Raw genomic sequence first — 25,836 nt, forward strand, 5'->3', positions numbered from 1 at the left:
CTGTAAAATATAAAAGAGGTTGTGCCAACGTTTTGACACAACCTCTTTTTATATATACGTAGCTGGAGTAAGGTTTTCCATTTGTGAAACTAATTTCGAGCTGCTACCTAATTTAATTAGTTGTCTTTTACTCCATATACTTCTTTATGTATTCTCTTTTTGATTGTTTCAAAATCCTTTTCACAATCCAATTCTCCGTGTACCATTAAATACATGGGCAGAAAATCATCTCCGGGCTTGTAAGGAGGTTGGCTATAGTCTTTTTCCCACAGCGTAAAGCCTTGACGTTGATAAAAGCTGATACGTCGTTTTGCCATTTCCTCTATCGGACGTTCTACTTCCAATACGATCGGGCGTTTCAAATAATTGCATAAGTATTCCAGCGTGCGTTTTCCATAGCCTCCATTTCGCAGGGCAGGATTGGTTGCAAAGTGTTCTACATAGTAGAAACTGTCAAAATCCCAATAGGTAATGAAGCCGACTGGCAGGTCATCATCAAAGATGATGTTATTATGAAAGTTGCCCGTACGATCAGTGTACTCGCGCAGTTGTTCCAACTGACGGTACTCTTCCGGTGGAAACGAATCAATTAGAAGCTCTTCCATGAATTTGTAATGTTGCAGATCCGACGTACTAATTGGTTGAAGTCTAATCATGAGGTTTGGGTTTTAAGTTTGACAATAATATAATTGTATTCCATTAAGGAACATAAAATTCAATCATTCGACGGATGGCACGTTGACAAACCGGACAAAACTCCGGATATTCGTTTGTTTTCATGCGACAGTCATAAGCCGGACGATAAATGCCTTTGGCAGAGTAGCCACCTCCTTCATATACTCCTACGGGATATTTCTTTTTTTCAGCAATGGGGGTCGGGATCGGGGTACCTGACGGAAGCATATCTTTCCATTTGGAAGCGAAGTTCACACGTGTTGAAATATTCTGTTCCCATGGTTCGACATCCAGCGGATAAGTATCTGTCATCACATCATCATCATAGAAATATTCGTCAGCTAATCCACCGAAACTGTGTCCGAATTCGTGTACGACTACCGGCTTGAACATCGGGTGATGGGCCGTGGTCAGCGTATACGAATTGTATATTCCTCCACCACCATATACATCCGTGTTAGCCAGGATAATGATATGTTCGTAGGGGATGCCTGCCAATGCATTATGGATAGACTTTACCCGGCTGGTAGTCAGATAACGGTCCGAGTAAAAAGTATCGAAATGGGAGTGAACCGCCGTTTGTTTCCACTGATTTTTGCGGGGAACACTGACACCACTGTCCGTAGAAGGACTGGCTACGGCAACAATATTAAATTTACCCTTCATGGAGCGGAACGGCTCATACGAAAACAAACTTTCGCAGGTACGTTGGGCATCCTGGTAGAAAATATCCATTTCTTTTTCTGTGTATCCTTCTGCAAGGATGGCAACATCTATGCAGTCTTTTTCGTTACCACTTTGAAGCATATACCGATGCGGAGTGACATGTGATACCCCCCGTTTATGAATCAATATATCATCCGGACGCACGATATGTTTATAGGTAGCCAATCTTTTTTTTCGCGGAGAATATAAAGTGACTTCTACCTCCACAGGCTGTTTAGGATAAGGAAGAAGGAAAGTATTCTCAAATCCTTTGGCTGTTTCTTTAGCTTCGTCTGTGGACAGCCACTCTTGAAACAAAGAAGAGAATGACGTTTTGTAGATACACTGTTTGCTGGCAAGGTCTTTCACTATAATTTGTCCGTTGCCTTCCAATGGAAGTTCCGAAAGATGATGTTGACGTCCTGCCCAGGTAGGAAGTTGTGATAGCTCATCCAGATAAATAGCCTGTTGTGTAGCATCCCCGGTAAAGATATAATCCACTCGCAATGTTTTGTTCTGAAAATAATCAGCAAAATTCTGTGCATAACTTCCTATAGAAGTACAGAAACACAGAATAATACAGCAAATATGTTTCATATTAATGGTATATTTATGTTTTTCGCAAAGGTACGAACTATTGTTGACTTATCCGCTTTCTGCAAATAAAAGTAATAGATTATAGTATTTGTTGTCGAAAAATCGCTAACTTTGCATAAAAGATTCATTGATAAAAACAATTTGATTCAAAAATGGGACATCATCAATTAGATGCTTTAGATGAGCAAATTCTGAAACTGATTGCAGGGAATGCGCGTATTCCTTTTTTGGAAGTAGCACGAGCATGTAATGTTTCCGGCGCTGCAATCCATCAGCGTATTCAGAAGCTTACTAATTTAGGTATATTAAAAGGTTCGGAATATGTCATCGACCCCGAGAAAATCGGATATGAGACTTGCGCTTATATTGGTATATATCTGAAAGATCCCGAATCCTTTGATTCGGTAACAAAAGCTTTAGAAGCTATCCCCGAAGTGGTGGAATGTCATTTCACTACCGGAAAATACGATATGTTTATCAAAATTTACGCAAAGAATAACCATCACTTATTGAGTATTATTCACGATAAGTTACAACCATTGGGTTTGGCGCGTACCGAGACATTAATCTCCTTCCATGAAGCCATTAAGCGGCAGATGCCAATCATGGTCGACATAGAAGATGAAGATTAATCGTTATTTTCTCATGTAATCAACAAAAGCATAGGAGCAGAGATGTTTCTCATCCGCAGGATGAGCTTCTCTGCTTTTTTCTTGCCACATCTCTGGCGATACTTCCGGAAAATAGGCGTCGGCTTCGGGAGCCATATCATCTATTTCTGTCAGGCAAAGTTCGTCAGCGAAAGAAATAGCCTGCTGATAAATACTTGCTCCTCCTATAATATAAATGTGTTCCTCCTCTTTACAACTTTGCAAAGCTGCTTCGAGTGAAGGGAAAACTTCCGCACCGGGACATTCTGTAGCCGGGTTGGAAGATAAAACGATGTTTCTGCGATTGGGTAATACGCCTTTCGGTAGTGACTCGAAAGTTTTGCGTCCCATCAGTATGGTGTTTCCGGTAGTTAATGCTTTGAAACGTTTCAAATCATTGGGTAACCAGAAAAGAAGTTTGTTCTCGAAGCCGATAGCCATACGGCGGTCTACGGCAGCAATGATAGATATTTTACTCATAAAGTTACACGGCTACTGCTCCCGCAATATGCGGATGCGGGTCATAGTTCATTAATTCAAAGTCCTCAAATTTGAAGTCGAAGATACTCTTCACATCCGGATTGATCTTCATTTGTGGCAATGGACGAGGTTCACGTGATAATTGGAGCTTCACTTGTCCCAAGTGGTTCAGGTAGATATGTGCATCACCGAAGGTATGAACAAAATCTCCGGCTTTCAGTCCCGTCACTTGTGCCATCATTTGCAGCAATAATGCGTATGATGCAATATTAAAAGGAACACCCAGAAAAATATCTGCACTGCGTTGATACAGTTGCAGGCTCAACCGTCCGTCTGCTACATAAAACTGAAAGAAAGCATGGCAGGGAGGCAAATTCATATTATTCAAATCTGCTACGTTCCAGGCGCTTACAATGATACGGCGTGAATCCGGATTATGTTTGATTGTTTCCACCACTTCACTGATCTGGTCGATAAATCCACCGTTATAGTCAGGCCATGAACGCCATTGATAACCATAAACATGTCCTAAGTCGCCGTTCTCATCCGCCCATTCGTTCCAGATGCGCACTCCATGTTCCTGAAGATATTTCACATTAGTATCACCTTGCAGAAACCAAAGTAATTCGTATATGATTGATTTCAGATGTAGTTTCTTGGTTGTCAGGCACGGGAAACCGTCATCAAGATTAAAACGCATTTGGTGACCGAAAACGCTGATGGTTCCGGTTCCGGTACGGTCACTTTTTTCTGTACCTTCGGTTAGTACACGATTGAGTAAATCCAGGTATTGTTTCATAATGAATAAGTTGTGGTGAAAATGATTCTCCGCACAAAATTACAAAAATGGAGTGAATAAATTAGCAAACCAGCCGACGAACTTCTTCCACGGGGAGCGCTTTTTCCAGAATTCAGGCGTTAGTTGCGTGCAATGCTCGATATCGTTCCGGAACATTGTATTTAATTCACCCGTTATTTTGGTATCAAAGATAAAGGCATTTGTTTCGTAATCATAGCGCAAGCTGCGGCTGTTCAGGTTGGCAGTGCCAACTGTACAGAACAAATCATCCACCATCATTATTTTAGAGTGATGAAATCCACCGTTATACATATAGACAGTAGCTCCTCTTTTCATCAGTTTGTGCAACTTATAAAGTGCGGCATCCGGAGTAAACGGGATATCGGAGGCAGAAGAAACCATGATTGTAACATTTACGCCTCGGTCGATTGTCCGATTCAACGCCTTTTTGATAGAAGAAGTCGGTACAAAATAAGGATTGACGATATGAACATTCTTTTGGGCCGAATAGATGCTCATGGCATAAGCGTGGCTTAACATACGGCTATTCTTTTTCGGGGTACGGTCTACGATTGCTACCACAATATTCGTACTGTCCGTTTGTTCCTCATGTTGGGGGAAATAAGCGGCTCCACCTACATTCTGCTTGGTTTCCTTATTCCAGATCGTTAGGAATATCTCCTGCAGATCATTGACGGCATCCCCTTCAATGCGTGTGTGCATATCACGCCAGGTTCCGATTTTGGGTAGTCCGTTAATGTAGTAATCGGCGATATTCATACCACCGGTATAAGCCACTTTTCCATCGATGACAGCTATTTTCCGGTGATCGCGATGGGCGGCGTGATTGATATAAGGAAAAGTGAATGGATCGAACTTGACAATCTCGATTCCTTGTTCACGTATTTTCTTGAGATGTTTCTTTTTAAGTGGTTTGTTGTTCGACCAGTTTCCGAATGCATCGAACATAGCTCGTACTTCGACCCCTTCTTTCACTTTTTCGGCCAGCAGAGCAAATAAAGCATTGGCGATGGAGTCATTTCGGAAGTTGAAATATTCCAGATGGACGTGGTGTTTAGCTTCCCGGATGGCTTCAAACAAATCGATAAACTTCTCCCGTCCGCTTTTTAGCAGTTTTACCTTATTATTATCAGATATAGGGATTCCCGATTCTTGTAAATAGCGTAGCACAAGGGAATCGCTGGTTAATCCGATTGAGTCCCTGGGATGTATCATCAGACTGTCGATGATACCTGCCTGAACACTCAATATAGGCAGGAACAGAAATAAAATAAATATACGTAATTTCAAAACTCTTCTCACTCTTTTAGTTTACAGAAGAACAAAGATACGATATCTAAGTTTGGGCTCCTTTGCTAACAAGGGCAAATTTATCATTCTTTAACGAAATAACTTCTTTCTAGGAGTTAATTATGCCATCGAAGCAACCTTTCGTGTAGCCATGAATAATAGTACAACAGCTGCGATAATAATTGACTTCGGATCAAGGCTTGAAGTGCCATGATTAATCATACCGATAAATACTTCTCTTATGGTTCCCCAAGTTGCTTCCAATCCACCTAACCATACAAAAAGTGCGGCCGCCACAGTCATCACGAAAGCGCTCCAGATACGAGCCAGGCGATTACTACGATCGGGTAAGTGGTGCATGACACGGCGACTGAATCCGTTATCTGCTATTTCCTGCTTGTTTTCTGCGAAGAAATCGCGCAAGAGCTTATCATTGTCTATTTCTGTCATAACCGTTTTGTTTTAAATACGTTGCTAATTTTTCTTTCCCGCGTGACAGATGGCTTTTCACTGTCCCTGACGGTACTCCTACAATCCCTGCAATTTTGTCGATACTAATGTCCTCCATGTAGAACAACGTGATGCAGGTTCTTTCCACTTCTTTAAGCATTTTGAGTGACTGGTAGACATCCATTTTTTGCCCGATATTCTCCTGTTCGGTGCTGTTGATGGCGTCTATTTCTCTTGTATCCAAGTCGGCTGTCTCTTTCCGGCTGCGAATATAATCATAAAAAACATTATAAGCAATACGATACAGCCACGTAGAGAAACTTGACAAGTTCCGGAAAGAGGCAATGTTCGTATATGCTTTGATAAATGTATCTTGCGCAAGGTCGTCACTCAATTCGCTGTCGCCGCAAGTCAGGTTCAGGAAGAATCGCCGGATGGGCGACTGATACTCCTTCACCAACTGGTCAAAGGCCCTGGTGTTCTTGAACACCACGACCTGTGCGACTAACGATATATCATTGAGTTGGCTCATTTATTCTCGTCGTTCTTTTCTTCGTTTACTCCTTTGTCTTTCTCTTCGGATTCAGAAGGGATGATTTCGAAACTATCGGTTCTAACGTTATTCGGGTTCTTTTTTTCATCCTTATTACCCGTATACATCCGGGTAGCATTTGCGTCTTGAGTCTGTTGTTTACTACCGATAATCCATTGTCCGATACCCATGAATGTAACGAGTAAGCCGATAGCTCCAATTCCGAATTCGCCGGTGATTGCCCAGAGGAAGATGAAAAGACCGATACCCGTAAAGGTGTTCTTGATGCCTTGTGAACGCGAATCGACTGTTTTGTTTTCGCGGATAAACTCTGCCGGAAGCGGTTGGCCGGCAGCAAGTGCCTGTTCGGCAAGGCGATAACGTGCTTTCCGGTTTTTATAACGGAAGAAGAAGATTACAAATAGAATGAATACCGGAAATCCGAATACAGCAATGATTGCAATGATTGCTACCAGAATACCTCCGCCGGCACTAACATTGTGGAAGGGGAAATCGCTGTCATCCGAATCGAATGTGAAGCTGGCTTTGCCATGAGTGGTGCTAACATTACTTGAGTTTGCATTTACGTCTGCAGAATCAGCATCTGCTGTGTCTACACCAATCACTGTGACAGCAGTATTGTTCGTATTTGCTTTATTGTCTTTGGTCACAGTTACTTTTACTTTCCCGATGGAATCACGAACAACGGTGGTCTGGGCAACAGCCAGTGTGCAAGTGGTCAGTACAACCATCAATGCTAATAGAAAATTTTTCATATCAATAGTTTTTTAATTTATTTCTTTATCTGTTAGACGTAGTTAATATCATAGAAAGTTGCAAAGAGACGAAATATTTTTGATATTTGCGGAAATTAATAAACGAAAGATGGAATTACCTGCTTCTTTTATAGACTACACCCGCGCTCTATTGGGCGATGAAGAATACGACAAACTGGCTGTTGCCCTCCAACAGGAACCACCGGTTAGCATCCGGTTGAATCAATTGAAAATCAATCATTCTTTATCGGATAAAGTACCTTGGTCTTCCGAAGGATTCTATTTGGAGGAGCGTCTCACTTTCACGTTCGATCCCTTATTCCATGCAGGCTGTTATTATGTTCAGGAAGCTTCTTCCATGTTTGTGGAGCAGGTACTCCGGCAATATATCACGGGACCGATGAAGATGTTGGATCTTTGTGCGGCTCCCGGTGGAAAATCGACTCATGCCCGTAGTGTACTTCCCGAAGGGAGCCTGTTGGTAGCCAATGAGGTAATCCGGAATCGTTCGCAGATTCTTGCTGAAAACCTGACGAAGTGGGGACATCCGGATGTGGTAGTGACCAATAATGATCCGGCAGATTTTTCGGCTTTACTCTCTTTCTTTGATGTGATTCTTACAGATGTTCCCTGTTCCGGTGAAGGTATGTTCCGTAAAGACCCGGTAGCTGTGGAAGAGTGGAGCCCCGAGAATGTGGAAATCTGTTGGCAGCGCCAGCGACGGATTATTGCAGATATCTGGGATGCGTTGAAGCCCGGAGGTATTCTTATATATAGTACGTGTACATTTAATACAAAAGAGGATGAAGAGAATGCACGTTGGATTCAACAAGAGTATGGGGGCGAACCATTAACTGTGCAGGTGCAGGAGAATTGGAATATAACAGGAGATCTTTTGTCAGATAAAGGGGATCATTCTAAATCTTCTATTCCCGTCTATCATTTTTTCCCTCATAAGACGAAAGGTGAAGGCTTTTTTCTGGTGGCTTTTCGTAAGCCGGAGACGGAAGAAGAGATCCCAGTATCTTCTTCCGCCAAAGAGAAAGCTTTCAAGAAGAAGGATAAGAAAGGAACAGCAGCATCTTCTCCTGTATCGAAAGAATATCTGAATATGGCTAAAAGTTGGTTGAATGATGAAAATTCGGACAAGTATATTTTATTGGCGGAAGGAACAAATATCCGAGCTTTCTCACAGTACTATACTAATGAATTGGCGACGATGAAACAAAGCCTGAAAATTGTGTCGGCAGGGATTGAGATAGGCGAGGTGAAAGGAAAGGATTTGATCCCTAACCATGCGTTGGCAATGTGTACCTCACTTTTATGCCGGGAAGCATTCGCTACGGAAGAAATAAGTTATGAACAGGCCATCACATATTTACGAAAAGAGGCCATTACCTTACCGGTAACAGCCCCTCGTGGATATGTTTTGCTTACTTATCGGCATATTCCTCTCGGATTTGTGAAGAACATCGGCAATCGTGCCAATAATCTTTATCCGCAAGAATGGCGCATCCGTAGTGGATACTTACCGGAAAATATACGCATCTTATCAGAATACGTTACTGATTAAGGCAGTATTCCCGCAGGTATTTCCTGTTGGGAAAGACTAAAGCTAAGCTGTCTGCCTTTTCCGATTTCTGTGCCTTCAGCTATTTCTTCCAGCGTGTAGGAAGGAGGAGGTGCAGGTGATGTCCGCGTTTCTCCAATAGGCGGAGTGTTCCAGTTCAGATTTAGGCTTTTATCCAACCGATGAAATAAGTACGAGTTTCCCCATATTATGAATTTATGATCGGAAACAGGTGTTGCCATATCTTCCGAAAAAGTGAGGGTTAGTGTCATTTTCTTATCGTCTCCTTCTTCTTTTTCCAGTTTGTAACTTCCTTGGGTTATTAATTCAAGTCCGGATGAAAAGGCGGTCTGTTCTCCTTGTTTGAAAAAATAAGCATCCCGTGCGTGGTTGTTAATCAGAAAAATGTCGGAAATACCGGGTAGAAGATTCGCATCTCCGTTGGGTAAGTTAGACAAGTAGCTGCGTAGCAACTCCATATTTTCGTAATTATCGACCACCTTGATTGGTAAAGTGCAGGTTTCTTGTGTGGCGTTGTCTGTTACTGTCAGATAAGTCGTTCCGGTGAGGATACCGGTTACATAAATCATATGTCCGGCAGGTACTCCACTCCAGCCAGTTTCAGTTCCGGCACTTGCGATGCGTGTGTCTTTCACTGCAAGTGAGTAGTCACCATTTCCGCTTTCCAGGCCGAGGTAACGTCTGCCACCCATAGGTACTTCGTATTCACTGTTGTAAAAACGCAGTGGATTGTCGTCATCATCTTTACAGCCACTTAGTAGCGTAAGGATGCAGCATAACATGAATAAATAGAAATGTTTAGGTCTCATAATTCAGATTTTATGTTCGTTGCAAATGTAATGTATTGTTTTGAAATATCCAGTCGGAATTTGAAGAAAAAGAGAGGAGATATATTTAGGCACGAATTACACGGATTAACACTGTTGCTTTATAGTTATGACAATACTAAAGACCGTGAATTCTGTGTAATCCGTGCCTAATTTATTATATAAACATACTTATATAACTTAAAAATAGAAATTAGTATGTTCAGCGTAACCCATACCTAAAGGGTTTTATGTACTATTTATAGCTTGCTTTTGTAAATCCGTGCCATTGCCTTTTGGTACTGATTTTCCAATTGCAGATAATTTTGATGACTTTGATAGATCACCGATACTTCAACGAAGTACTCGATCATACTAATTTGTCCACCTGTCAAAGCTTGTTTCAGCAATGCCAAATCTTGTTGAGACTGGAAAGTCTTGCTATATTCTTCCATTGAAGCATGCAGCGTTTTCGCTTCCCGGTAAAGTTGTGCCAATTCAGATTCCACTTGCAGTGTAGCATTATCCTTTTGCAAGTCGATGTTGAGTGCCTGCGCTTTAGCAATTTTCACCTTATTCCGATTTTCGAAAAGCGGGAAGGAAAAGCCCACCACTACACCGTTGAAAGGCACACCAGTCTCTGTATTCCGACGGTAGCCGAGTTCTAGCTTTGGCAGCCATTGGGATTTATTGACAGCAATCTGTTTACGGGCAACGAGGCTCTCGTTGCCTAGTGCCATTAAGGTACGGTCTGTAGCCATGACTTCTGATTTCAACATTTGGTAATCGCTTGGGAACGGTATAGTCGGATATTGATTTTCTTCGAAAACCACTGGAATATTACCATTCAGCGTATTCAGTTCCTGCTGCTTATTGCGAAGTGCCGTTTCGTTCAGAGACGCTTCCGTTTTGACATTCAACAGTTCCAAGTTGATTTTATTGGTTTCGAGAGCATTTGCATCCCCTGTTTGGAGACGCTTGGCGTACATTTTAGCAAGTTCTTCCGCATTGCGGAGACGTTCCTCCAAAATATGCTTTTGCTGACGAAGCATGATAATGTCCAGGCAAAGTTCTTTTGCCTGTAACAGTTTCTCCTGACGAAAAACATCCGACTGACTGTTAAGAGTTCCGGCTTTCAGACGGTTTAACTTGTTACGTGTGGCGTATAAACTAGGGAAATCAAAGCTTTGTGAAACAACCAGCTCACCGATTGTTTCGCTTTTATCTTTTGCTCCCCATAGATGCGCGTAAGAGAGAGTAGGGTCAGGCAAGTTATTATCCGTTTTGGCTTCCAGCTTCTGCGAGGTAATCAGTTGCTCGTTTGCCTGCAACTCCTTATTGTTCGTTTCGATATTCTTCAATACCTGTTCAATTCCGTTTTGGGCTTGCACTTCACCTATGGTTAAGAAAAGAAGTGCAGCGCTTATGGTCATGATTTGTTTCATTTCTAATTTCTTTATTTATTACAAGCTATTGTTGATAGATACTTTATGATAAGGCATCTATTTGTTTGACACCGAGGAACGACCCGTTCCTCACCGAGAAACACTTGTTTCCTCACCGGGGAACGATGGTTTTCTCACCGAGGAAAAATATCCCTCTCTACAGGCTTTTCTGGGCCTTTTTCCGATGCATCATCAGATAAACAATCGGAACGATAAAACCGTTCAAAAAAGTAGACGTTAATAATCCTCCTAGAATCACTTTTGCCATCGGACTTTGAATTTCGTTACCGGGCAAGTCGCCGGCAAGTGCCAATGGAATCAGTGCCAGTGCAGAAGACAATGCCGTCATTAAAATCGGATTCAGGCGGTCGAGAGAACCTTGAATCACACTATCATATACATTCAAACCTTCTTCCTTTTGCAAATGATTGTAGTGACTGATGAGCAACATACCGTTACGCGTTGCAATACCGAACAAGGAAATGAAACCGATGATAGCCGGAATACTGACTTCTCCTGTTGTAATCACCAAAGCAAATACACCACCGATCAGTGCCAGCGGAAGATTCAGCAAGATAACCCCGGATTCTTTCACACTGCGGAACTCATTGTACAGCAACAGGAAGATAACCACGATACTGATAAATGAAGTCAACGCTAATGTCCGGCTGGCAGCCTGCTCGCTTTCAAACTGTCCACCATACTCGATATGATAACCTTCGGGTAATTGTACCGATGTGTCGATACGTTTCTGAATATCATTCACAACACTGCGCAAGTCACGATCGGCCACATTGGCGGAAATGACAATTTTACGTTTCACATTCTCGCGGTTGATCGTATTCGGACCCATGGCCGATACCACTTCCGCTACATAGCTCAAAGGAACTTTGCGGCCGTCGTTCGTGTCTACCATCAGGTTACGGATTTTCTCTATTTCATCCCAGGCATCATCCTTCACTTTTACGATCAGGTCAAAACTCTTGCCCTGTTCATACACTTGTGAGATCACTTTTCCAGCCAAAGCTACATTCACATATTCCGAAAATTCCGGCAGGGTAATACCGAACTTAGCCAGCATTTCCCGTTTAGGCTGTATTTTCAGCTGCGGACGTTCAATCTGTTGTTCCACGTTCAGGTCGGCAACACCGGGAATGTCACTGATCGCTCCTTTGATTTGATTACCGAGTGAAAACATTTTATTCAGGTCATCACCGAATAATTTGATAGCAATATTCGCTTTCGTACCCGATAGCATTGCGTCGATACGGTGGCTGATCGGTTGTCCGATTTCTATGTTTGCTCCGGTGATCGTACCTAATTTTTCACGTACATCAGCTACCAGTTCACTGCGCGAGCGGTCTTTCAATTCGAACGGAGCTTCTATTTCAGAAACATTGACTCCTAACGCATGTTCATCCAATTCAGCACGTCCCGTTTTCCGGGCTACCGTTTGTATTTCGGGAATTGTCATCAATAACTCTTCGGCACGATGTCCCATTTTGTTGCTTTCTTCCAGCGAAATACCCGGCAGAGAACTGATATTGATAGTAAATGATCCTTCATTGAACGAAGGAAGGAAACTGCGTCCAAGTGTGAAAAACACTCCGAGGGCAACTACAAAAAGTCCGATTGTACTTCCGAGAGTTACACGTTTATGTGCCAGTACCCAAGTCAGTGTTTTTTCATAAATCCCTTTCATCCAGCGGGCAACAGGAGCTTCTTTCAGTTCCTTGTTCGTCTTATTGCTTCCTAATAGATAAGAGCAGAGTACCGGAGTTAGTGTCAGGGCAACTATCGTAGACGCAAACAGGGCCACGATAAAAGCAACACCTAGTGGAACCAACATTCTGCCTTCCATGCCGCTCAAGAAAAATAACGGAACAAAACTGACTACGATAATCAACGTTGAATTAAGGATAGGCATGCGCACCTCTTTCGACGCATTGAATACCACTTCGAGCGTACTTAGTCTTTCTGCTTCCGCTTTCAGGCGGTTCTCCCGCAGTCGTTTATATACGTTTTCCACATCGACAATGGCGTCGTCTACCAATGAACCGATAGCTATCGCCATACCTCCAAGACTCATGGTGTTGATTGTCAGCCCCATGTAGTGTAAAGTCAGGATCGAAACGAGCAGGGAAAGAGGCAGTGTCACCAATGAGATCAGCGTAGTACGTACATTTGCCAGGAACAGGAAAAGCACGATGACAACGAAAATACCTCCTTCAAAGAGTGATTTTTTCACATTGCCGATGGAGCTTTCGATAAAGCGGCTTTGACGGAATATGTCCGTTGAAACTTTTACGTCCGGCGGCAGATTTTTCTGGAGGTCTTTCAGAGATGCTTCCAGTTTGTCCGTCAGTTCCAGTGTGCTGGTAGCCGGTTGCTTGGTAACAGTCATCAGGACGGCAGATTTGCCGCGTTCTGAAGCAGTACCCAGTTTCGGAGCCTTCGGGCCGATGGTTACGTTTGCAATATCTTCCAGCGTGACAGGGAAGTTATTCACTGTCTTTACTACCGCTTTGCCAAGTTGCTCTGTTTTCGAAGTGGAGAGTACACCACGTACAATATATTCATTTCCGAATTCATAGAGCACACCTCCATTGGCATTTAGGTTCATATCCTGTGTTACAGCCATCACTTCTCCCATCGAGATGCCGTAATGACGCATCCGTTCGGGATCTAGCTGAATCTGATATTCTTTGATATCTCCTCCGAGCACAGCCACTTGTGCCACTCCTCCGGTAGACAGCAGGCGTGGACGGATGGTCCAGTCCGCAATCGTGCGAAGATCGAGCATGGAAGTGGAGTCGGCAGTCAGACCGACGATGAGCATTTCGCCTAAGATAGAAGACTGTGGTCCAAGAGTCGGTTTGCCGACATTGACCGGCAGCGATTCGCTGACCACCGCTAATTTCTCACTAACAATCTGACGAGCGAGATAAATATCCGTTCCCCAATCAAATTCTACCCAAACAACGGAAAATCCGTTAGTAGAGGAAGAGCGGACACGGCGCACACCCGTAGCTCCGTTTACGGCAGTTTCAACAGGAAAAGTAACGAGTTGTTCAACTTCTTCTGCAGCCATACCGTTCGCTTCGGTCATGATTACTACCGTAGGTGCATTTAGGTCGGGGAATACGTCTACTTCCGTATGCATGGCGGTATACGTTCCCGCAATAAGCAGGAGGATGGTCGCACAAACTACCACCAGCCGGTTGTGTAGGGAGTAATGTATAATTTTATTAAGCATGATATTTCATTAATTGAGAGTTATAAATAACTTGATAGATGCGCCGCACAAAAAAAACGGTTGCGACGCCTAGTCTCTTTAGTGTTCGTGGCTGTGTGCCGGGATTGCATTGCTTGCGCTTGCCAGTCGAACCTGATAAGCACCCTCGGTCACTACACGGTCGCCAGCCTTTACACCAGTTAGGATTTGAACGCTTTTGCCGTTGTCGGCTCCTATCGTTACTTCCTGTTTTTTATAACCCTCTTCGTCCAGTTGCAGATATATGAAGAATATGCCTTGTTCCTCTGTCAGCGCGGTGCGCGGAAGAGAAATCACGTTTTCCATTGCTGAAGAAAGCAGGAATACCTCCACAAATGAGCCGGGAATCACTTCCCCTTTGTTGTCGAACTCAAAAGTGACAGGCACATAAAAAGAATTGTCTCCGGCAGCTTTTCCGAAAGAGAGAAGTTTACCGTTCAATGCTTTCAACTCGTACACCTGATTATTATAAGGAGTCTGGAAATTGGCGGAACTGATGGTGCGGAGATACGGGTAATACTTTTCCGACACTTCGGCACGGAGGAAAAGACGACGGTTCTGCGTCACGCTTACCAGCGGTTGTCCGATTGTCACATAGTCACCTTCTTTCACGAGAATACTTTTCACATATCCGGCAATAGGAGCCGTAATGCTTTGGCCGATAGCTGAATGATTCTTGGAAAGAGCTTCGTAACTAAGACGGGCGTTTTCGTAACTTTGCTCCGCTTGTGCAAAATCCTTGTCGGATACGATTTTGTTTTTAACAAGCTCCTTCATACGTTCGTATTCCTTCTTGGATACCTCGTAGGCAATGCGGGCACGTTGCACCGGATCACCATCGGCGATATTCTTTGAAGAAATAGTGACTAGCGGAGTGCCGCTGCCGACGCTCATACCTTCCGTTACTTTTCCACGGAAAGATACCACGCCGGCTACTGTAGCTACGGCAACCGATTCATCCCCTTGAGCAGCCAGCACCTGTCCGCTGGTTTTAATCACTTGCTGGAAAGGTGCAGGTTCAATAACGCTCACCTTTACACCGGCTGCTTCAGCTTTCGCTTTCGGAAGAATGATTTCATCACTGTGGGCTTCGGCAGCTTCGTTGTATTCATCGGCTGCTTCATGATTGTGTTCTCCGCTACATTCGCCTTCATGGGAATGATCGGGTCCTTCTGCCTCGTAATTATGTCCTTCCGCGGCATGATCGTGTTCATCGTGTGTGTGTGTGACGGTACTATTATTACAGGATCCCAGCACGAATAAGCCCAGGATTCCCACGAAAATAAGTTTTTTCATAATGATATTTTCCTACTAAATTTTACTGTTTTCTTTTTACGCTACAAAGATAAGGTAGCGCAGATGTAACTAATTTGCATTTACGCTTTTACGCAAAAACAGAGTAGGGAGGGGCACGAAGAGAAGTGGTACGATGAGTATCCGTACCATGCAGAGAGTCTCGGTAAACGTAATAGTTTTTAATCCGTTTCTCTTGCGGTCGTAATAAATGCTCGATGATTACATCCGTGAATAAGGTAGCGATGAATACGTAATCCGGTCCGCTATCCGTATGTATGGATGGAGTGGGAGAGTAGAAACGAGTCATACATTCGCTGCTGCAACATGAGTCGTTTCCCGGGTGATGATGATGCGTGGGACATTGCTGTTCTACAGGCAAGTCCTGCTTCATGCAAATCATTCCGTTGGGGTGATGATGATGGGGAATAACCGCTGCCACCAACATAATAATGTTGATAAAAAACAGCAGAGTTACTATAATTCGTTTCTTCCCTTTCATCCTTTCTTTTAGAGGTTATCCGCTTTTCAGAGCTTCAAAGTGCAAATATACAAATACTTTTATTTCGCCTGTAGCCGATACCCTCTTTTTATTATTTATTATTTCTTTTCCAGTTCTTGCAACGAATCCATTTTCTTCTTTTCGAGGAACTCATAGATACCGCAAAGATGTTCCGTCACCTTTTGATTACCGAACTCATACACCTTGGTAACCAGCCCGTCAAGGAAGTCACGGTCGTGTGAAACGACGATCAGCGTACCATCAAAATCCAGCAATGCCTGTTTTAGAATATCTTTCGTTTTCATGTCCAGATGATTCGTCGGCTCATCTAAAATCAGGAGGTTGACAGGTTCCAGCAATAATTTAATCATAGCCAGACGGGTACGCTCTCCACCCGAAAGCACTTTGACCTTTTTCATCGATTCCTCGGGACCGCCAAACATAAACGCTCCCAGCAAATCACGAATCTTGTTCCGGATATCCCCTTTGGCTACATCGTCAATCGTTTGGAAAACCGTTAGGTTTTCATCCATCAGCGAAGCCTGATTTTGAGCGAAATATCCAATTTGCACATTATGTCCGAGAGTCAATGTACCGTCATGCTCAATCTCCTTCATGATACACTTCACGAGCGTAGACTTACCCTCACCGTTCTTACCAACGAAAGCTACCTTATCACCACGCTCAATCGTCAGATTAGCATTGCGGAATACCACTTTGTCTCCGTATGTCTTTCCAACACCCTCCATGATGACCGGGTAACTGCCCGAACGGGGTGAAGGCGGGAATTTCAGTCGCAATGCAGAAGTATCCTCCTCGTCCACTTCGAGCAATTCCAGCTTCTCCAGCATTTTGACACGGCTCTGCACCTGCAACGTCTTTGAATAAGTCCCCTTGAACCGTTCGATAAACTCCTTCGTTTCAGCAATAAACTTCTGCTGCTCGTCATAAGCCTTCTGTTGCTGTTCGCGGCGGTCCTTGCGCAGCTGCAAATATTGCGAGTAATTTACCTTGTAATCATAGATACGTCCCATCGTCACTTCGATGGTGCGTGTTGTAATATTATCCACGAATTTACGGTCGTGACTAATTACAATGACCGCTTTTCCATTATTAATAAGAAAATCCTCCAGCCATTGAATAGATTCGATATCCAGATGATTCGTCGGCTCATCGAGCAAGAGCACATCCGGTTTCTGCAACAGCAATTTGGCGAGTTCGATACGCATTCGCCATCCACCGCTGAAATCACTCGTCTGGCGTTGGAAATCTCCTCGGGTGAATCCTAATCCAAGCAATGCCTTTTCCACATCCTCTTCATAATTAGTAGCATCGATTGAATAAAACTTCTCGCTCAAGCTGGACACTTCCTCGATCAGCGCCATGTAACTGTCGCTCTCGTAGTCCGTCCGTGTTTCAAGCTCCTTGTTCAACTTTTCGATCTGCGCTTCCATCTCATGAAGATGTGAAAAAGCCTGTGCCGTTTCGCCAAACACTGTTCTTCCGTCTTCCGTCATCAGATGTTGAGGCAGGTATGCTACTACGCAATCTTTGGGTGCGGAAACTTTTCCACGTGTCGGTTGCCGTGCGCCTGCCAAAATCTTTAGCAGCGTACTTTTTCCAGCCCCGTTTTTGCCCATCAGAGCGATGCGGTCTTTTTCATTAATTACGAAAGAAATATCACTAAATAAAGCAGTGCCGCCAAACTCTACGGCTAGTCCGTCAACAGAAATCATACTATTCTTTTAAATTGAGGCGCAAAGATAGCGAAATATATGAATATTTTTTATACCTTGCGGGCTGAAAAGGAAGATAGCTCTAAAAAAACAGATAAAAAAAACAATATATAAGCGATATGGAAAGCGAACAAATGAATGAATTCAGACCTTTAATTTTGGTAGCTGAAGACGATGACAGCAACTTTAAATTAATCAAGGCTATCATAGGCAAAAAGTGTGATATCGAGTGGGCTAAAAATGGCCAGGAAATGGTGGAGTTGTTTCAGCAACACCAGCAAAGAGCCAAAGCAATGCTGATGGATATTAAGATGCCGGTGATGAACGGATTGGAAGCAACGAAGATAATTCGTGAATCTAACACAGAAATTCCTATTATCATGCAGACGGCTTATGCTTTTAGCTCGGATAAGGAAAATGCAATGAATGCAGGAGCAACTGAAGTATTAGTGAAACCTATCACCTTGGGTATTCTCCGCACTACGTTGAGTAAATATTTACCCGATTTGCAGTGGTAAGATTGATTCTTACGAGATTTTTTTTAGTTTATTAAAAAAGTGCTTAAGCGTTAAAAACGTAAAAGCATGGAAAAGAAGTATGATTGGGTAGAAAAATGGTATTACTCTAACTTCATCTAATGCATTTGGATAAAATAAAATAGGCGAACCTCACGGTTGGCCTATTTTTGTTCGTCTCTGTTAATTTGTTAGAGTACAGAAACGACTCTATGTAAAGTCTCTCTTTTGAGAGATTTTAAGTTCATTATTTGTTTCCGCCAGCCCACCATACGGCCTCGCTATATACGTACTGTCCATCACCGAAAGCAGCTTTCACTTCAGGATTTGCCAATACATCGTCTGCTCCATAACCGAAGCGCAATGGGAATTTACTGCTGTTCTGCGGGTTTTTCAGTACAATGAAGTTTTCTCCTGCACCTTTCAGACGGCGGTAGTCATTATAGGCTTCCAGTGATTCGCCGGATGCGCCGAAGAAAGCAAGATACTTCTGTATCATTGTCTCTTGCAGAGGGTTGGCATCGAATAACGGTTCCACTTCATCCGTGAAATAGGCTTCTGCCACATCTGCACCCAAATCGCTGTCACCATCATATATCCAAGTGTCTGCAGCATCTATAATTGAATTTCCCAGATTCTCGAATCCGGCAGTGACTGCATCTTTCAAAGCAGTCTTAGCTTCGCCCAGTCTGCCTCCCAAACGGCACAATGCTTCTGCTTCAAGGAATTTCACTTCGTGATAGCTGATTAAAAGAGTAGGAGCCGACATAGCCCATGATATCATCGACATACCATAATTATTCTGCAACTCTTGCGGAGTTCCGTTAGGAGCCGCTTTGATGCCTGCGATGTCCGTAGCTTGCGTAGCTCCGTATCCATAAGTGATATATCCGGTAGGATCAGGTTCCAGGAACGCTTGCGGTGCTCTGGGGTCATTGCGCTCAACGAACTTTTCAATCAGACTTGCACTAGCTGCTAAACTGTTGCGGCTGTAGCTGAAGGACCAAAGCGGATTCAATTGCGAATCAGCATCGTAAACGGCCAACTTACATTCTTCACTTGCGTTGGCAAATGATTTGCTCACATAAGTAAGAATATTCTGAAGATCTGTAGTCTTGTTGGCACTTTTATTGAGCAGACGCATTGTATAACGTGCTTTTAACGCATAGGCCGTTTTAAGCCACATACTTGCCTGTGTACTGGTGTTTGAACCATAGATCAAGTCTTTAGAACCGACTGCACCGGATAAGCCCGTATCTTTGGCAGTACCGTTATTCAGTAGAGTGATGGCATCATCCAGGTTCTGCATTACTTCCTGATAGATACTTTCCTGTGTATCCATTTTAGGTTGCATATACATCGGTGTACCGTCCGGATTGAGGATACCTGTCTGGCTATACGGTGTGTTTCCAAACACATCGGCTGCCACAGCTCCATTGTAGGCGAGCAGGATTTTAGCAATCGCTTCCGTCACTACGTTTCCTTTTTCCGAAGGATCTTCTTCGCATTTCTTGATAACGATTTTAGCATTCTTGATATTTGAGTACACGTTGATCCATGCATTGTTGTAGGTAGTAGCCGTTGTGGGCTCTCCGCTGCGTACTTCCGCGCGGTAAAGCTGGTTGGATATACCCGTTTCATGTTCTATGTAAACAGAAGAATAGAGCGAGAAATCCCCTCCTACAGTGCTGAATGCAGTACTTACGCCTAAGTCCGTAATTAAGAACTTAGCGGGCGCATCCAACGGATTGTTAGGGTTTTCATTGATTTTATCCATTGCGTCTTCCGTACAAGCAGAAGCAATGGTAGCAGTCAAGAAAGAAACTGCCAGCAATTTTCCTATTGATTTATATTTTTTCATTGTCTTGCAGATTAAAATTTAATGTTGAAACCAAAGCCGAAACTAGCTGTTTGCGGCATTGAATAATCTTCAAATGCTCCTGCCATGTTGTTGTTACCCTGACTGGCTTCCGGATCGAGGTCAGGCAATTGTGCCCAGATCAGAATGTTTCTGGCAAATGCGTTTACAGAAAGTTCAATCGAACGTTTTTGAAGAATTTTGTAGTTGACAGCCACTTCACGCAGTTTGATGAAAGAGTTGTCATATACAGAAGATTCGTCGATGTCGTTCAAACGGCTGTAATATACCTGTTGTGCGTTTGCACCTGTGATGGCGATATCGTTTTTAGTTCCATCAGTTTTGTAGCCGTCAAAGATGATAGTACCATCACGGTTTTCCGTTCTCTTGCTGACACCATAGTAGTCTGCCAGTCCGGTTGTCCTACTATACATCTGACCACCCTGTTTCCAATCGAGCACTGCGCTGATTGTACACTTCCATAAGCGTAATGTGGTGTTGAAGCCCATCAGGAAGTCCGGAGAAACCTTACCGATAACCTGTGCTTCACCAGCGATAGGTAAACCGTTTTCGTCTACCAGACGATTACCATTCGCATCTCTCTTGAAGCCTACACCGTAGATGACAGGGAATTTCTCACCTGCTGAAGCGCGTACCTGCGGAGTAACGTATCCTCCCAGAGAGATATTCTCCACACCCGGTGCCAGTTCATCTACGTAGTTGTCGATCTTCGTCCAGTTGAATGCAAAATCCCAGTTGATATTCTTCGTCCGGATTGGATTGAAGCCAAGAGTGAATTCATGCGTGTTGGTATGAATCTTACCACCGTTGGTGAGCAGTTTGCTAGCACCGGTAGAAGAAGCCAAAGGCACTTCAAAAATCTGGTCTTTAACGTTCTGGCGTGAGTACGTATAACTGAATGTGATTAAGTTATCGAGGAAGTTCACGTCAGCGCCCACTTCATACGAACGTGTATTCTGCGGTTTCAGTTTCGGGTCGAAAATCGTGTAGTACGGAGTATAGGCGGTAGTACCTTTCATCGGGTACATGATTGGAGTCAACGTATAGAATCCACCTCCATACGTAGGAGTAGAGTAGTAGTTTTCAAGGAAATCCCCTGCTTGTCCTACTTCCGCATACGATACTCTCAATTTGGCGTGATTAACTATATTGTTTTTCAATGCATCTAATTCCGTCAGGATAAAACCAGCCGAAATAGAAGGATAGAAGAAAGAGCGGTTGTTACGTGGCATATTGGATACATAGTCCTGACGTCCGGTGAGGGTCAGATAAAGCATATTTCTGTAAGAAGCCGATACGTTACCGAAGAATCCCACCGTACGGTTTTTCCATGTCTCTTCCTCTGTCTGTTGAGTAGTGGCGTTGTTGATGTGGTTCCATCCCGGGAAGTTGTAGTTCGTACCATATTCATAATACTTCTTTCTGTTGCTTTGGATAATTTCGTTACCCACTACCGCGTTCAGTCCCCAGTCTTCATTGATATGCCAGTCGTAGTTGATGGTCAGCAATGAGTTGTATGTAGCATTTGTCCAGCCGTAGTTCTCGATCTGTCCGCGACCGCCACCGGTGTTGCTACCATATCCGTAGCTGTCTACATAGTGAGTGGTGTAAGCATCCACACCAACCATGTATTTCGCGTTCAACTTGTGGTTCGTTGTGCCGAAATCAGTCTGATAGCTTGCATACACATTTCCGAAGAAGCGGTTGGTATCTTCCGTAAATTTGTTGTTTTCCATCGCCCAGTAAGCGTTGTCAAAGCTGCCACGGAAAGAATTCTGTGTGTACGGGTTACCGTCTACGTGACTTGGAATACCGGCCAGATCATAGCTGGGAGGAGCTGCGTAAACCGTTCTCAACAGACCGTTACCGGAAGTCACTGCCTTGTCGATAGAAGTAGTGATATAGTTAGCTGTAAATCCGGAACTCCAGTTGTTAGTCAGTTTCGTGTCAGCACTAACCTTTACATTATATCTGTCCATACCAGTGCTTGAGATAATACCGTCCTGATGTGTATTTCCCAATGAGATAGAGTAGGAGCTTTTGTCGAGCATCTGCGCTACATTCAATGAATTGCTCCAGGTGATTCCTGTGTCGAAGAAGTCTTTTGCATTGTCATACGCCTGTGGAGTAGCCCACGGGTCAAGACCGGCTGCTGCACGCTGGGGAACATAATATTTTCCCTGTTGCTTACCGAACTTCTGCGTGTATTCGTTATCTGTGTTACCTCCATACGTTGCGTCGTTTGGAAGTTCGGAAATCTTAGGTCCCCAAGACGTTCCCGAAGTAGTACTGAATACTCCACCCGAACCTTGTGCGTATGTTTTCTGGAACTCCGGCAGACGACCGACTACATCGAAGCTGACATTAGAAGAGAAGCTAACCTGCGGTTTGCCTTTTTCCAGTCCTTTACCACTCTTGGTTGTGATGATAATCACACCATTGGAAGCGCGGATACCATAAAGTGCAGATGCAGCCTGTCCTTTCAAAATGTTGATACTTTCAATATCATTAGGGTCGATATCTACCGCACGGTTGGCGAAGTCCGCTCCGCTCACACTACCATTGTTCTGAATGTCTGTGCTAACATCCGGCGTACTGGTCACCGGCATTCCGTCAATAACGTAAAGCGGAGTGTTGTCACCCGAGAAAGAACGTGCACCACGGATAGTGATCTGTGAAGAAGCTCCCGGCATACCACTTGAAGGCTTCACGTCCAAACCGGACACCTTACCTTGCAACGCTCCCGCCAGATTAGAGTTGGCAGCTTGCGTCAGTTGATCCGATTTTACGTCCTGAACGGCGTAACCCAGTGCTTTTTTCTCGCGTGAGATACCCATGGCTGTCACCACAACCTCATCCAGTGCTTTCGCGTCGCTTTTCAAAACAACTTTTATCACTCCCGGTTTGATGGAAACGTCCTGCGAAATCATTCCTACATAAGAAACGCGCAAAGTTTTAGCAGAACTTGGTATGTAGAAGTTTCTGCCTTTATCATTGTTAATAGTTCTTTAACCCTTTTGAAGGTGCAAAATGATAAAAAGATACCGTTTGGGAGGTAATAATGTTCTCTTTTTCTTGAAAAGCCTGATTTTGGTGCTATCTTTATGACAGAAACTGTCTTTTAAAAGATGCTAAATTCAAAAGAAGTTGTTTTAACCTATCAGTTTTTAGAAACTTATTGCTTTCAAAACGATACTTTTTAGTTAAATACGTAACACTTTTTTCGATTTGTCATAATTCGTGTTATCTTTGCAACCTGTTAGAGACAAAAAATCTGTTTATAGGTTAAATTTAAGAGAGAATTTATGAAAAGAAAATTGATGTTCTTAATGACCTTCCTTTTTATAGGTATAGGTCTGGTGACAGCTCAAACATCCAGAGTTACCGGTTTGGTTACCTCTGAAGAAGATGGGCAACCTGTCGTAGGTGCTTCAATATTGGTGAATGGCACTACCCTTGGTACTATCACTGATATTGACGGTAAGTTTACAATCACGAATGTACCAAGTTCTGCTAAGACTTATTGATTTTTCTTTCCTCCTTTCCTTCTGCTTTTTTTCTCCTATCTTGTTGTTTTTCAATGTTTTTGTTTCGGATTTTAAAAATTAACCTATTCTTCCGGTTTCTTTTATTGAAACTTCCTTTATCAATTCTTATCAATTTAGTAGTCTTTGCTTCTCATTGATTTTTGAGAAGGGATTAATATTCTACCCAAATTTTTAATAAATTTCCCGGTGTTTTTCTTTATCTAGGCGTTTTTAATATTCGTGTTTTGGAGGTATGAGTTAAATGTTACAATCTAATAGTGATTGAAATTATGAGTGATAGTAAAGGAGAATATGAAGCACTGCAAGTATAAGTTGTCTGACACCCGGGTCTCATGATGCCTGACATCCGGGTGTCAGCATACCCAACATCCGGGTGTCGGTATGTCTGAGACCCGGGTGTCAGATAACCTAGTTCTACTAACTAAAATAAAGGTAAAGCTATACTATTTAATTTGTATTAGAACAAATCAAATTTACGTCTCTACAAAATGGGATTTTCAGCTTGTGTTATTTTATTCCGCCACGATCACTTCGATGTCATAACCTATGAAAAGTCCGCTCTCTATAACACCGGTGATTGTCTTCAGTTGTTCTTCGAGCGAAGAGTCGATGTAGTTGAAACGGGTGTCGAGGATAAAGTTGCCGTTTTCTGTAAAGATAGGTCCATCTTTGCCACGAGCGGGACGAAGAACAATCTCCGAGGCATCCAGTCGCTGCAACTCATGCTCTACATAAGTCAGTGAGTCCGGAAAGACCTCTACAGGGATGGGAAATTTGCTTCCCAACTGATTTACACGCTTGCTGGGGTCGATGATGATGAACGTTTTATGGCTGCTTCTAATCAGTAGTTTCTCTTTGAACATCGCTCCGCCACGTCCCTTAATCAAGTTCTGTTGCGGATCTACTTCGTCCGCTCCGTCGAATGTCCAGTCGGGTCGTTGGTTCCAGAGGGTAGTTTGGGGGATGTCTAGCTGTATGCAGGTCATCGAGATTTCTTGTGAGGCGGGAATCACTTCGATATGCAAGTGCTCTTCACGAATTCGTCGTGAGAGTTCGAACAGAGTCAGGTAGACTGTAGAGCCGGAGCCGGCTCCTATCACATCTCCGTCTTTTGCCGTGGCGGCAATTTCACGGGCTACATGTTCTTTTGCCTCTCGGTTGATGATGGAGTCCGACCATTGCAGGTGTTTTATCAGGTGATTCTCCCAATCCATAAGTTTACGTTCTAAATCGTTTTCGTTTTTAAGTTCCTCTTTTCTATATAACGAATTTGTGAATCTGTTTGTTTGTTCGTTTCAAATTCAGAAGGAAAAAAACTCATTAGCGGCAATTCAATCATTTAAATCGTTAATAAACGATTCGTTAATTTTTAACTTTATTGCGTTAAACGTTAACGAACCTCTGCTTTTTATTAAACCGTGTTATAAGTTAGGTTGCTTTGGCCTGAAAATTTGGAGATGACCGAAAAGTCCGTATCTTTGTACTGTGTTTTTCATAGTATTAGATTTAAGGTTAACAAAGATTGGCTGTCTGGGATAGATAGCCTTTTTTTTGTCCCTACCATTCCTTACAGAATCAGCCAGATCGCAATGATATGTCCGATGCTGCCTCCCAGGCAAAACAAATGGAAAGTGGCATGCATATACGGTTTGCGTAATGAATAAAAGACAGCTCCCACGATGTATGAGACTCCGCCGCCGATCAGCCACCAGAAAGCAGTAGTGGCTCCCAGTTCTCCCAGATGATCTAGCAAAGGCTTCATGGCCACTAATATGCACGCACCCATACCCACATAACAGGCCGTTTCGAGGTTGCTGTGTTCTTTCAGCTTTTTGAAGCTAAGAATGAAACCGGCAATAGCCGACAGCCAGACGAAAGCGAAGATTCCCCATCCCCATCCTCCGGCATGCCGCAGGACAAGTAGCGTGAAAGGAGTGTAGGTGCCCGCGATGTGCAGGTAGATAGCTCCATGATCGAATTTGCGGAGCAACTCTTTCAGTTTCCCCGGACGGCTGCCGTGATACCACGTAGAACTGATATAAGAGGAAAGCATCCCCGCCAGATAGACGGATACACAAGCAACTGCCCACTGCGGTTCCATATTCTCGGAAGCCTTTTCCAATAGGAAATATCCGGCCACGATTCCAAGCAGGATGCCTATTCCGTGGCTAAGGGTATTTGCCCATTCTTCTATATGATTGTATCGTTTGTTCTTCAATGTTCCTTTTTTTGAATGGTTAAGTCACAAAAAATATTGAGTCGCAAAGATACT

Annotated in this window: 22 protein-coding genes; 4 read left to right on the forward strand and 18 right to left on the reverse strand. The window is 43.4% G+C overall.

The features are described 5' to 3' along the window. Window positions 1-116 precede the first annotated feature (116 nt). A complete protein-coding gene (locus DWZ47_RS16285; RefSeq protein ID WP_008650303.1) occupies window positions 117-656 on the reverse strand; it encodes a GNAT family N-acetyltransferase in 540 nt (179 codons plus the stop codon). 43 nt (window positions 657-699) lie between these two features. Further along, window positions 700-1,977 (reverse strand): IgA Peptidase M64, encoded by a 1,278-nt coding sequence (locus DWZ47_RS16290; protein ID WP_004311693.1) that lies wholly within the window; start codon window positions 1,975-1,977, stop codon window positions 700-702. A 152-nt stretch (window positions 1,978-2,129) separates the two neighbouring features. Here DWZ47_RS16290 and DWZ47_RS16295 point away from each other — a divergent pair, with 152 nt between their 5' ends. After that, complete coding sequence (locus tag DWZ47_RS16295; RefSeq protein WP_004297952.1) at window positions 2,130-2,609, forward strand: Lrp/AsnC family transcriptional regulator; 480 nt, start codon at window positions 2,130-2,132, stop codon at window positions 2,607-2,609. A 3-nt stretch (window positions 2,610-2,612) separates the two neighbouring features. Here the strand turns inward: DWZ47_RS16295 and DWZ47_RS16300 are convergent, their stop codons facing one another. The 6 genes from DWZ47_RS16300 to DWZ47_RS16325 all read right to left on the reverse strand — a co-directional run bounded on the left by DWZ47_RS16300 (window position 2,613) and on the right by DWZ47_RS16325 (window position 6,975). Then, on the reverse strand, window positions 2,613-3,107 hold the full coding sequence (locus tag DWZ47_RS16300) for a dihydrofolate reductase (protein ID WP_117513794.1): 495 nt from the start codon (window positions 3,105-3,107) through the stop codon (window positions 2,613-2,615). A gap of 4 nt (window positions 3,108-3,111) precedes the next feature. Further along, window positions 3,112-3,906, reverse strand: coding sequence for a thymidylate synthase (locus tag DWZ47_RS16305; RefSeq protein WP_117513795.1), 795 nt, complete (start codon window positions 3,904-3,906; stop codon window positions 3,112-3,114). A gap of 39 nt (window positions 3,907-3,945) precedes the next feature. Continuing rightward, window positions 3,946-5,217 carry a cardiolipin synthase gene (gene cls / locus DWZ47_RS16310; protein WP_004311690.1) on the reverse strand — a complete coding sequence of 424 codons (1,272 nt, stop codon included), beginning with the start codon at window positions 5,215-5,217 and terminating at the stop codon, window positions 3,946-3,948. A 120-nt stretch (window positions 5,218-5,337) separates the two neighbouring features. Beyond that, window positions 5,338-5,667: a DUF5056 domain-containing protein gene (locus DWZ47_RS16315; protein WP_004297958.1), complete on the reverse strand. Its 330-nt coding sequence runs from the start codon at window positions 5,665-5,667 to the stop codon at window positions 5,338-5,340. After that, window positions 5,648-6,199, reverse strand: coding sequence for an RNA polymerase sigma factor (locus tag DWZ47_RS16320; RefSeq protein WP_004297960.1), 552 nt, complete (start codon window positions 6,197-6,199; stop codon window positions 5,648-5,650). Before DWZ47_RS16320 ends, DWZ47_RS16315 begins: the two co-directional genes overlap by 20 nt. Further along, window positions 6,196-6,975: a DUF6249 domain-containing protein gene (locus DWZ47_RS16325; protein ID WP_004306807.1), complete on the reverse strand. Its 780-nt coding sequence runs from the start codon at window positions 6,973-6,975 to the stop codon at window positions 6,196-6,198. The genes DWZ47_RS16320 and DWZ47_RS16325 overlap by 4 nt, the downstream gene beginning before the upstream one ends. Before the next feature lie 109 nt (window positions 6,976-7,084). Between DWZ47_RS16325 and DWZ47_RS16330 the strand changes: the two genes are divergently transcribed. After that, window positions 7,085-8,548: a methyltransferase RsmF C-terminal domain-like protein gene (locus DWZ47_RS16330; protein ID WP_032849566.1), complete on the forward strand. Its 1,464-nt coding sequence runs from the start codon at window positions 7,085-7,087 to the stop codon at window positions 8,546-8,548. On the opposite strand, the gene DWZ47_RS16335 is transcribed toward DWZ47_RS16330, so the two are convergent. From DWZ47_RS16335 to DWZ47_RS16360, 6 genes are all read right to left on the reverse strand, one after another. Continuing rightward, a complete protein-coding gene (locus DWZ47_RS16335; RefSeq protein WP_008776305.1) occupies window positions 8,545-9,375 on the reverse strand; it encodes a hypothetical protein in 831 nt (276 codons plus the stop codon). The two genes, DWZ47_RS16330 and DWZ47_RS16335, sit on opposite strands and share 4 nt — an antisense overlap. 257 nt (window positions 9,376-9,632) lie before the next feature. After that, on the reverse strand, window positions 9,633-10,817 hold the full coding sequence (locus DWZ47_RS16340) for a TolC family protein (RefSeq protein WP_117513797.1): 1,185 nt from the start codon (window positions 10,815-10,817) through the stop codon (window positions 9,633-9,635). Between the two features lie 157 nt (window positions 10,818-10,974). Continuing rightward, on the reverse strand, window positions 10,975-14,073 hold the full coding sequence (locus DWZ47_RS16345) for an efflux RND transporter permease subunit (RefSeq protein WP_117513799.1): 3,099 nt from the start codon (window positions 14,071-14,073) through the stop codon (window positions 10,975-10,977). A gap of 78 nt (window positions 14,074-14,151) precedes the next feature. Further along, on the reverse strand, window positions 14,152-15,387 hold the full coding sequence (locus tag DWZ47_RS16350) for an efflux RND transporter periplasmic adaptor subunit (protein ID WP_117513801.1): 1,236 nt from the start codon (window positions 15,385-15,387) through the stop codon (window positions 14,152-14,154). 88 nt (window positions 15,388-15,475) lie between these two features. Continuing rightward, entirely contained in the window at window positions 15,476-15,886 is a 411-nt protein-coding gene (locus DWZ47_RS16355) for a DUF6769 family protein (protein WP_004306814.1), read from the reverse strand. Window positions 15,887-15,984: 98 nt separating this feature from the next. Then, window positions 15,985-17,622, reverse strand: a complete 1,638-nt coding sequence (locus DWZ47_RS16360; RefSeq protein ID WP_004311684.1) for an ABC-F family ATP-binding cassette domain-containing protein — start codon at window positions 17,620-17,622, stop codon at window positions 15,985-15,987. A 119-nt stretch (window positions 17,623-17,741) separates the two neighbouring features. Here DWZ47_RS16360 and DWZ47_RS16365 point away from each other — a divergent pair, with 119 nt between their 5' ends. After that, window positions 17,742-18,140 (forward strand): response regulator, encoded by a 399-nt coding sequence (locus tag DWZ47_RS16365; RefSeq protein ID WP_004297972.1) that lies wholly within the window; start codon window positions 17,742-17,744, stop codon window positions 18,138-18,140. A 244-nt stretch (window positions 18,141-18,384) separates the two neighbouring features. On the opposite strand, the gene DWZ47_RS16370 is transcribed toward DWZ47_RS16365, so the two are convergent. After that, complete coding sequence (locus tag DWZ47_RS16370; RefSeq protein WP_004306816.1) at window positions 18,385-19,998, reverse strand: SusD/RagB family nutrient-binding outer membrane lipoprotein; 1,614 nt, start codon at window positions 19,996-19,998, stop codon at window positions 18,385-18,387. An 11-nt stretch (window positions 19,999-20,009) separates the two neighbouring features. Beyond that, window positions 20,010-22,988, reverse strand: a complete 2,979-nt coding sequence (locus tag DWZ47_RS16375) for a SusC/RagA family TonB-linked outer membrane protein (protein ID WP_225483732.1) — start codon at window positions 22,986-22,988, stop codon at window positions 20,010-20,012. Window positions 22,989-23,321: 333 nt separating this feature from the next. Between DWZ47_RS16375 and DWZ47_RS16380 the strand changes: the two genes are divergently transcribed. After that, window positions 23,322-23,543 carry a carboxypeptidase-like regulatory domain-containing protein gene (locus tag DWZ47_RS16380; protein ID WP_004297975.1) on the forward strand — a complete coding sequence of 74 codons (222 nt, stop codon included), beginning with the start codon at window positions 23,322-23,324 and terminating at the stop codon, window positions 23,541-23,543. 533 nt (window positions 23,544-24,076) lie between these two features. Here the strand turns inward: DWZ47_RS16380 and rpiA are convergent. Further along, on the reverse strand, window positions 24,077-24,778 hold the full coding sequence (gene rpiA / locus DWZ47_RS16385) for a ribose 5-phosphate isomerase A (protein WP_117513803.1): 702 nt from the start codon (window positions 24,776-24,778) through the stop codon (window positions 24,077-24,079). A 353-nt stretch (window positions 24,779-25,131) separates the two neighbouring features. Beyond that, a complete protein-coding gene (gene trhA / locus DWZ47_RS16395) occupies window positions 25,132-25,782 on the reverse strand; it encodes a PAQR family membrane homeostasis protein TrhA (protein ID WP_004297979.1) in 651 nt (216 codons plus the stop codon). Window positions 25,783-25,836 lie beyond the last annotated feature (54 nt).

It is taken from the genome of Bacteroides sp. AF32-8BH (assembly GCF_003435205.1).
In the GTDB taxonomy this organism is placed as follows: Bacteria; Bacteroidota; Bacteroidia; order Bacteroidales; family Bacteroidaceae; genus Bacteroides; species Bacteroides ovatus.

Bases quoted from the DNA above. Each gene is read 5' to 3' on its own strand.
- DWZ47_RS16285 (WP_008650303.1), bottom strand. From the start codon at position 656: ATGATTAGACTTCAACCAATTAGTACGTCGGATCTGCAACATTACAAA.
- DWZ47_RS16290 (WP_004311693.1), bottom strand. From the start codon at position 1,977: ATGAAACATATTTGCTGTATTATTCTGTGTTTCTGTACTTCTATAGGA.
- DWZ47_RS16295 (WP_004297952.1), top strand. From the start codon at position 2,130: ATGGGACATCATCAATTAGATGCTTTAGATGAGCAAATTCTGAAACTG.
- DWZ47_RS16300 (WP_117513794.1), bottom strand. From the start codon at position 3,107: ATGAGTAAAATATCTATCATTGCTGCCGTAGACCGCCGTATGGCTATC.
- DWZ47_RS16305 (WP_117513795.1), bottom strand. From the start codon at position 3,906: ATGAAACAATACCTGGATTTACTCAATCGTGTACTAACCGAAGGTACA.
- DWZ47_RS16315 (WP_004297958.1), bottom strand. From the start codon at position 5,667: ATGACAGAAATAGACAATGATAAGCTCTTGCGCGATTTCTTCGCAGAA.
- DWZ47_RS16320 (WP_004297960.1), bottom strand. From the start codon at position 6,199: ATGAGCCAACTCAATGATATATCGTTAGTCGCACAGGTCGTGGTGTTC.
- DWZ47_RS16325 (WP_004306807.1), bottom strand. From the start codon at position 6,975: ATGAAAAATTTTCTATTAGCATTGATGGTTGTACTGACCACTTGCACA.
- DWZ47_RS16330 (WP_032849566.1), top strand. From the start codon at position 7,085: ATGGAATTACCTGCTTCTTTTATAGACTACACCCGCGCTCTATTGGGC.
- DWZ47_RS16335 (WP_008776305.1), bottom strand. From the start codon at position 9,375: ATGAGACCTAAACATTTCTATTTATTCATGTTATGCTGCATCCTTACG.
- DWZ47_RS16340 (WP_117513797.1), bottom strand. From the start codon at position 10,817: ATGAAACAAATCATGACCATAAGCGCTGCACTTCTTTTCTTAACCATA.
- DWZ47_RS16345 (WP_117513799.1), bottom strand. From the start codon at position 14,073: ATGCTTAATAAAATTATACATTACTCCCTACACAACCGGCTGGTGGTA.
- DWZ47_RS16350 (WP_117513801.1), bottom strand. From the start codon at position 15,387: ATGAAAAAACTTATTTTCGTGGGAATCCTGGGCTTATTCGTGCTGGGA.
- DWZ47_RS16355 (WP_004306814.1), bottom strand. From the start codon at position 15,886: ATGAAAGGGAAGAAACGAATTATAGTAACTCTGCTGTTTTTTATCAAC.
- DWZ47_RS16360 (WP_004311684.1), bottom strand. From the start codon at position 17,622: ATGATTTCTGTTGACGGACTAGCCGTAGAGTTTGGCGGCACTGCTTTA.
- DWZ47_RS16365 (WP_004297972.1), top strand. From the start codon at position 17,742: ATGGAAAGCGAACAAATGAATGAATTCAGACCTTTAATTTTGGTAGCT.
- DWZ47_RS16370 (WP_004306816.1), bottom strand. From the start codon at position 19,998: ATGAAAAAATATAAATCAATAGGAAAATTGCTGGCAGTTTCTTTCTTG.
- DWZ47_RS16380 (WP_004297975.1), top strand. From the start codon at position 23,322: ATGAAAAGAAAATTGATGTTCTTAATGACCTTCCTTTTTATAGGTATA.
- rpiA (WP_117513803.1), bottom strand. From the start codon at position 24,778: ATGGATTGGGAGAATCACCTGATAAAACACCTGCAATGGTCGGACTCC.